Below are 6,831 nucleotides of genomic sequence, written 5' to 3' on the forward strand. Positions count from 1 at the left end.
CACGATGCGCGCGAGACGCGCCGACTCCCAGTCGTCGTAGCCGCCCGCATAGAGGCGCACGCGACCGCCGTCCACTTCGAGCACCCGGGTCGCAAGCCGCGCCATCAGTGAGCGGTCGTGGGTGACGACGATCACGGCACCCGGAAACTGTTCGAGCGCCGACTCGAGCACTTCCTTGCCCGCCAGGTCGAGATGGTGCGTCGGCTCGTCGAGCAGCAGCAGGTTCGCGGGCGTCATCAGCAGGCGCGCGAGCGCCACGCGTTGACGCTCGCCGCCGGACAGCACGCGGCACAACTTGAACGCGTCATCGCCCGAGAACAGGAAGTTGCCCAGCAGAGAGCGCAGTCGCGGCCGCCACGCCGCAGGCGCGGTCGCCTCGAGCGCGCCCAGGATGGTGGCTTCGGGTTCGAGCGTTTCGGCCGCGTGCTGTGCGAAGTACGCCATCGACGCGTGCTGCGACACCTCTCGCACACCGGAGACGGGGGCGAGCTGGCCTGCGATCATGCGCAGCAACGTCGTCTTGCCGGCGCCGTTGGCGCCCACGATTGCGATCTTGTCGCCGGGCGCGATCTCGAGCGTCGCCTGGCGGAGGATCTCGTGCTGCGGCGAGTACGAAAACGACGCATCCCGCAGCTTGACGAGCGTGCGGCCGGCGTGCGGCGGCGGGGGAAACGAGAACGAAATGTGTTTCGGCCGTCGCGGCAGCACGACGTGCTGCTGCTTGAGTCGAGCGATCTGCTTGCGCTTGCTCTGCGCCTGCGCCGCCTTGGTGTTCTTGGCGCCGAAGCGCTCGACGAACCGATTGAGCTGCGCGATTTTCTGATTGAGCTGCGCGTTGTGCGCCGCCACGCGTTCACGACGCGTCTCGCGTTCCTCCAGGTAGGCGGTGAACTTCATCGCATAGGTCTCGAGCGTCGCGTTGTCGAGTTCGCGCACCTCGGTCGCCACGCGGTCGAGGAACACGCGGTCGTGCGAGACCACGACGAGCCCGCCGCGAAACGTCTCGAGGTAGTCCTCGAGCCATTCCATCGCCGGCAGATCGAGGTGATTGGTGGGCTCGTCCAGGAACAGGACGGTCGGATCGGTGAGCAGCAGCGCCGCCAGTGCGGTCCGCATACGCCATCCGCCCGAGAACTCGGTCAGCGGCCGGTCCTGATCGGCGACCGAGAAGCCGAGTCCGCTCAGCACGCGGCGCGCTTCGGGCACCATGGTGTGTTCGTCGTGAAGGTCGAGGTGATGCTGGAGTTCGCCCGCGCGCTCGAGCAGCGCCGAAAGATGCTCGTCGTCCTGAGCGATCTCGCCGAGGCGCTGGTGCAGCGCGTCGAGTTCTTCGCGCATCTCGAGCAGATGGCGATAGGCCTCGAGAGCACGATCGAGCACCGTGCCGTCGAAGCGCTCCGCTGCCTCCTGTGGCAGGTAGCCGAGCCGCGTACCACGCGCGAGAACGCGCGAGCCGACCTCGGGCGCGAGCTCGCCAAGGATGACGCGCAGCAGGGTCGTCTTGCCGGCGCCGTTCGGCCCGACCAGCGCCACGCGGTCGCCGGGGGCGATCACCCAGTCGAGATCCTCGAACAGCGCACGCTGCCCGATCGAATAGCGAATGCCCTGCAGTTGGATCATGGTCGCTCGGATGGGGTCGGGGCGCGTCTCGAACGTTGACGGGCGCCCGGCGGGGCCGGATAATCGGAGCCCGCATCGTCGGCTCGAACGACCCCCCCGACGCGCCGTCAGGCGCGAATGCTTCGGAGCGAACGCCTTGCCTCTGCTGCTTGCCCGCTCTTGGATGCCGAGATTCAGGTTGCCACGCGTCTCCGCACGCGCCGTGCTCGTCCTGGCGATGCTCGCGTTCGCGCTTCCGGCGGTGGTCGAGACCGCGAGCGCCGGCTGGATGATCCCTCCGCGCCCGTGGCGCGCCAAGGACTTCAGCATCCTCAAGCGCAACGGGTTGTATCACATCTTCTACACCCGGACGAACATCAACGACCCGAACGGGCTGACCGAGAATGCGATCGGGCACGCCACCTCTTACGACCTGTTCACGTGGGCGAACGAGGACAGCGTGCTGCCGATCCGGCCGACCGAGTGGGACAACCACCGGGTGTGGGCGCCGCACGTGATCGAGGTCGGCGGCCTCTACTACATGTTCTACACCGGCGTCACCGAGCAACCCGGCGTGTACTCGTTCCACCAGCGCACCGGACTCGCGGTCTCGAGCGATCTGTACGAGTGGAACCGGGTGGATGCGCCGATCTACGAGTGCGGTGACGTGCCCTGGAGTCTCTGCAATCCGCTCGCCGCCGCGGCGGGGAATCTGCGCGATCCATTCGTGATGCCGGATCCCTCGACCCCCGGCCGCTGGCTGATGTACCAGAGCACCGTGCCGGCCAGCGACCCGAACCGTTACGTCGTGGACGTCGCCCAGAGCTTCAACGACTTCGAGAACTGGTCGGACATCGGCCCTCTGTGGGAGACCTACCACACCACCACCAATCGCGAGCTCGCGGAGTCACCGCATCTATTCGAGCACGACGGCACCTGGTATCTGATGTTCAGCACCAACGGCTCGGAACCGATCGCGTGGTCGACCGGGCTCGATCCGCTCGCGGATCCGTCGGGCTGGACCTATCACGGGGCGCTCGCGAACACGCTGGGGTTTTCGACCAGCTTCTGGTTCGCCTCCGAGTTCATGCGCGACGGCTCGAACGACTACTTCTGCTTCGTCAACTTCGACCGAGTCGACATTCGACGCATGGTCTGGAAGCTCGACGGGACGTTCGGCGTCGTGCAGCCCGACTTCTTCCACGTGAAGTCGCTGAGCTGGGCGCCCGACTCGGTCGAGATCGGTTCTCCGGTCACGGTCGAGCTGCGTTCGATCAACTCGTTCGGTGGCCGGTGGGTGAAGTTGTACGGCGCCGAGGTCGACGGGGGGCCGCCCGACGACGTGCTGAGCGCCTACGAACTCGGGTTGCCCGACAGCGTCTTCGTGGACGATTCGCTCGTGACCTTCCCGTGGATCGCGCGGCGCTATCACGATGCCGACGACGCCGACTCGACCAACAGCGAGGTGAGGATTCTGACGCTCGACGGCACCGCGATCACTTCCGTGCTGGTGGTGACGCCGATCGGCGGCTGCAGCGGCTCGGGCGATCCCGGCGAAGTGATCGATCCCGCGCTGCGCGTCGACGACCACGAGTCGCTCTCGCTGCGGACCCTGCAGAACTCGCCGACTGCCAACGGCCCGGTGCTGCTGGTGCAATCCGACGTTCCAACCCATGGACGACTCGAGATCTTCGACGTTCAGGGGCGGCGACTCGGAGTGCTCGCCGATCGTGCGTTCCCGCGCGGAGCGAGCCTGGTGCCGTGGGACGGTGCGGCCGCAGCGATCGCCGGGGCGCGGCCAGGCGTGCGCTTCGTACGCCTCGTGACGCCGCAGGGTCAGCGCTGGTCCAAGGTCTTGGTCACGCGCTAGTTCGCTGCCGCCGAGTCGAGCGCGAAGTGCACGAAGTGCGCACTCGAGTCGATCACGGTCCAGCGAGAGGGACTTCCGGGAGCGATGCGCTGCGCGAGCCATGCGCCGTGTCGCGCGGTCGCGAGCGCGAGCGCCAGCCCGTCGCCGTCTCCGCGCCAGCTCGCATTCGAGAACACCGCCTCGCGCACACCGCGGCCACGCCAGCGCAACTCATCGACCTCGAGGAAGGGGCGCAGTCGAAAGCCCGCCTCCGGCACTTCGATCGCGGCGCGCCCGGTTGCGGGCCGCACCGAGTGGGCGGCATCGGACAGGACCGGCCCCCGTCCGTCGCCGAGCAGCGCTCGCAGCTCGTCGTGCAATGCCGCGCGCGCGCGCGGTTCGAGTGCCGGCGTCGGCCGTGCGCGCAGCTCGCGAATCGTCTGAACTCCCGCCGCGCACGGCAACACCACCGCGAGCACGGTGGCGAGCGCCGCACCCGCACGCAGCCGCGCCGCCAGCCACGCGAGCGTGCTCGCGGCCGCGAGCCACACGAACGGAATCAGCGGCAGCACGTAACGCTCACCGATCGGATTCACGCTCGCGCCGGAACGCGCCGCCACGAGGGATGCGGCGAAGCACAGCGCGAACGCCCCGGCGATCGCCCGTGAACGGCCGAGCACCAGACTCGTCACCAGCAGCGCGGCGATTCCCGCCAGCGCCACCACCGCCAGCAGCGTGTGCGGCGGCATCGGCGCCGGCAGCAGGGTCCAGCGCATCGCCGACGCGAACTGCCCGCAGACTTCGAGCATCGTCTCGTGGGCGCGCGGCAGAGCGGGGCCAAATGGGCGGCCGAAGTGGCGAAGATTCCAGATCGCCCAGAGCCCCGGCAGCCCGAGTGCGGGCGCCAGGAAGCCTGCGAGGCGTGCGCGCGGCGCGCTGCTGATCAGCAGCACGAGTGCGGCCGAGACGACCAGCGCGCCGCCCAGGTAGCGCGTGAGGCATGCGAACCCGGCGAATGCTCCCGCGATCACCGCCAGCCACAGTCGCCGCCTCGCATCGTGTCGACCGCGGCCGTCGCCCAGCGCAAGTTCGAGCATCAGGCACGACGCGCCGATCCACATCAGGAATGGCCACTCGCTCCATGCCATGCCCGAGGCGCGTCCGAGTGCGGGCGAGAGCAGCGTGATCGCGGTCGCGATCCGCGCGGCCGGTCGCGTCGTGACGCGCAACGCGAAGGCGTGGAAGAGCGCCGCAAAGGCGACGAACGCGAGCCCCGGCACCAGTGTGGCGGCACGTTCGAGGGGGACTCCGAACGCGGCGAACGCGGCCAGCGTGCCGGGGTAGAGAGGTGGCCACATGCCGAGTGGATCGGGGAGCTGCGGCCGCCAGAAGTCGACCACCTGCTGCACCAGTCCGAGTCCGGCTCGCAGGTTCGCCGCCACGTCGAGGTACGACTCGCTGTCGGTCGTGAAGCGCGCGGCGCGCGGCGCCCAGAGCATTGCGAGTACGGCAGCGACCACCGATGCGAGCACCGGTTCGAGCCGCGACGGCGGCGTCGTGCGGGGAAACGGGCGGCGGCTCACGGGTGCCTCAGTCTCTCAACCGCTCCGGGTTGAGCGCTTCGAGTTCGGGCACGAGGAATCGTCCGTCGCGTCGGATGCAGGTGCCGTCGAACCACACCTCGCCGCCGCCGTACTCCGGAGTCTGAATCAGCACCAGGTCCCAGTGAACATTCGAGCGATTGCCGTTGTCGGCGATTCCGTAGGCCTGACCGGGCGTGAAGTGCAACGAGCCGGTGATCTTCTCGTCGAACAGCGTGTCCTTCATCGGACGATGGATGTAAGGATTGAAGCCGAGCGAGAACTCACCGATGTAGCGCGAGCCCTCGTCGGTATCGAGCAACTGATCGAGCGCGGGCTGCGGCGTGCCGGTCGCCTTCACGATGCGACCGCCCTCGAACGTGAACTCGATGTGCTCGTAGGTGGTTCCCAGATAGAGCGAGGGAGTGTTGTATCGAATCGTGCCCTCGACCGAGTCGCGCACCGGCGCCGTAAAGCACTCGCCGTCGGGAAGATTACGGCGGCCTTCGCACTTGACCGCGCCGATCCCCTTGATGCTGAAGCGCAGGTCGGTGCCGGGACCTTTGAGGTGCACGCGGTCGGTCCGCACCATGAGCTGCTCGAGCGGATCCATCGCCGCCGACATCTTCGCGTAGTCGAGCGTGCAGACCTGGAAGTAGAAGTCCTCGAATGCCTCGGTGCTCATCGACGCCTGCTGCGCCATCGAGGGGCTCGGCCACCGCAGCACCACCCAGCGGGTGTGATTGACGCGGTAGTCGAGATGGACCGGCCGCGCCACGATGTCCTGATAGCGCGCCATGCGATCGCCCGGAACGTCCGAGAGCTCGGAGATGTTCAGGGTGCCGCGCAGGCCGACGTACGCCTGCACCTGCTCAATGGTGAAGCGTTCGATCGCGGCCTGGCGCTCGAGAAACGGAACGGTGGCACCGCGCAGCTGCGAGCGGGTGACCTCGTTGCGGCGCAACGAGACGATCGGCAGCGCGCCGGCCGCGTAGGTCGCCTCGATCAAGTCGAGCACCATCGCGTCGGGAGCATCGAACGCCTCGATCAGCACCGCTTCGCCGGGTTTCAGCTGCGTCGAGTGACGAACGATGACCTGCGCCAATCGGGCGCCGCGGGGATCGCGCATGGAGTGTCTCCGAACGGGCGGAAATGCGGGTCACACTGGACGCGGACTGCGAAACGAGCGCGCAGACTAGCACACCAATTGCGCCGCGGGCCGCGTGGCGGGCGCATGCGGTCGGGTGTCGCCCACGCGTGGCTTGCACGCCGGGGCTCGGGCCGCTTCACTGCGCACGCACCGCCCGCGCGGCGGACGATCGATCGGAGGACGGATGTCGAAGATTCGCGTGATCCTTCTGGGCGCATCGTTCGCGCGCCTGGTGCAGGCGGTCGGATTTCAACGCCATGCAGGCTTCGAGGTGGTCGGCATCGCGGGAAGCGACGCGGCGAAGGCGCGGCGGGTGGCCGACGAGCTGGGGATCGTGAATGCCTCGGGCGACTGGCGACAGCTGATCGCCGAAGTGGAAGCCGATCTGGTCAGCATCGTGACGCCGGTCGACCTGCATCATCCGATGATGCTGTCGGCACTCGCGGCCGGACGTCACGTGCTGTGCGAGAAGCCGACCGCGCTGCATCGCTTCCAGGCGATCGAGATGCGCGATGCGGCACGTGCGGCGGGGCGCGTGGCGGCGATCAATCACGAGTTCCGATTCTTCCCCGCGCGCGCCGCGGCGGTCGAGATCGTACGCGCCGGCGGCATCGGCACGCCGCGCCGCGCCGAGATCCTGGGTCGCTATCCGC

General features: G+C 68.3%; 5 protein-coding genes. 2 read left to right on the forward strand and 3 right to left on the reverse strand.

Annotation, left to right across the window (positions count from 1 at the left end; genetic code table 11):
• On the reverse strand, nucleotides 1-1,620 hold a 1,620-nt coding region (locus HOP12_04610; GenBank protein NOT33435.1), incomplete at its 3' end, for an ABC-F family ATP-binding cassette domain-containing protein.
• Between the two features lie 178 nt (nucleotides 1,621-1,798).
• Here HOP12_04610 and HOP12_04615 point away from each other — a divergent pair.
• Nucleotides 1,799-3,469: a family 43 glycosylhydrolase gene (locus HOP12_04615; protein ID NOT33436.1), complete on the forward strand. Its 1,671-nt coding sequence runs from the start codon at nucleotides 1,799-1,801 to the stop codon at nucleotides 3,467-3,469.
• Here HOP12_04615 and HOP12_04620 read toward each other — a convergent pair.
• Together HOP12_04620 and HOP12_04625 are read right to left on the reverse strand one after the other, a co-directional pair.
• Nucleotides 3,466-5,031, reverse strand: coding sequence for a hypothetical protein (locus HOP12_04620; protein ID NOT33437.1), 1,566 nt, complete (start codon nucleotides 5,029-5,031; stop codon nucleotides 3,466-3,468). The genes HOP12_04615 and HOP12_04620 overlap by 4 nt on opposite strands.
• 7 nt (nucleotides 5,032-5,038) lie before the next feature.
• Nucleotides 5,039-6,157 carry an aminopeptidase gene (locus HOP12_04625; GenBank protein NOT33438.1) on the reverse strand — a complete coding sequence of 373 codons (1,119 nt, stop codon included), beginning with the start codon at nucleotides 6,155-6,157 and terminating at the stop codon, nucleotides 5,039-5,041.
• Between the two features lie 205 nt (nucleotides 6,158-6,362).
• Between HOP12_04625 and HOP12_04630 the strand changes: the two genes are divergently transcribed.
• Nucleotides 6,363-6,831: Gfo/Idh/MocA family oxidoreductase (locus HOP12_04630; GenBank protein NOT33439.1), on the forward strand; the 469-nt coding region annotated here is incomplete at its 3' end.

Source organism: Candidatus Eisenbacteria bacterium (assembly GCA_013140805.1).
Taxonomy (GTDB): domain Bacteria; phylum Eisenbacteria; class RBG-16-71-46; order RBG-16-71-46; family RBG-16-71-46; genus JABFRW01.